Source organism: Burkholderia sp. BCC1640, assembly GCF_902833125.1.
Lineage (GTDB): Bacteria > Pseudomonadota > Gammaproteobacteria > Burkholderiales > Burkholderiaceae > Burkholderia > Burkholderia diffusa.
Map to the genome: position 1 here is coordinate 1 of NZ_CADFEF010000099.1, position 935 is coordinate 935.

The 935-nt window shown below is 66.2% G+C and carries 1 protein-coding gene; it reads right to left on the reverse strand.

What is annotated here, in order from left to right:
- Positions 1 to 935: AMP-binding protein (locus tag HWX25_RS32625; protein WP_175912710.1), on the reverse strand; the 935-nt coding region annotated here is incomplete at both ends.

The window sequence follows — 935 nt, forward strand, 5'->3', positions numbered from 1 at the left end:
CCGCCGGTTTCGGTCTGCCACCACGTGTCGACGATCGGGCAGCGTTCCTGGCCGACGTGCTTGTGGTACCACATCCACGCTTCCGGATTGATCGGTTCGCCGACCGTGCCGATGATGCGCAGGCTCGACAGGTCGTAACTCTTCGGATGAACCTTGTCGTCGGCCTCGGCGGCCTTGATCAGCGAGCGGATCGCGGTCGGCGCGGTGTAGAACACCGTGACCTTGTGATCGTTGATCATCTTCCAGAAGCGGCCTGCGTCCGGGTAAGTCGGCACGCCTTCGAACACCACCTGCGTGCCGCCGCACGCGAGCGGGCCGTAGGTGATGTACGTGTGGCCCGTGACCCAGCCGATGTCGGCCGTGCACCAGAACACGTCGGTGGGCTTCCAGTCGAAGGTCCACTTCATCGTCTGCGCGGCCCACAGCAGATAGCCGCCGGTGCTGTGCTGCACGCCCTTCGGCTTGCCGGTCGAGCCCGACGTATACAGGATGAACAGCGGATGCTCGGCGCCGACCCATTCGGGGGCGCACGTGTCGGATTCGCTGTCGGCGATCTCGTGCATCCACAGGTCGCGCCCGGCGTGCCAGTCGATCGTGCCGCCGGTGCGGCGATAGACGATCACGCTCTTGACGGCTTCGCAGCCGCCCATGGCGAGCGCCTCGTCGGCGATGCTCTTGAGCGGCAGCGTCTTGCCGCCGCGCGCCTGTTCGTCGGCGGTGATGAGCGCGACCGCGCCGACGTCGACGAGCCGCTCGTTCAGCGATTTCGCGGAGAAGCCGCCGAACACGACCGAGTGCGTGGCGCCGATGCGCGCGCAGGCCTGCATCGCGACGATGCCTTCGATCGACATCGGAATGTAGATGACGACGCGATCGCCCTTGCCGATTCCGCGTTTCTTCAGCGCATTCGCGAAGCGCGACACGCGAGCGAGCAG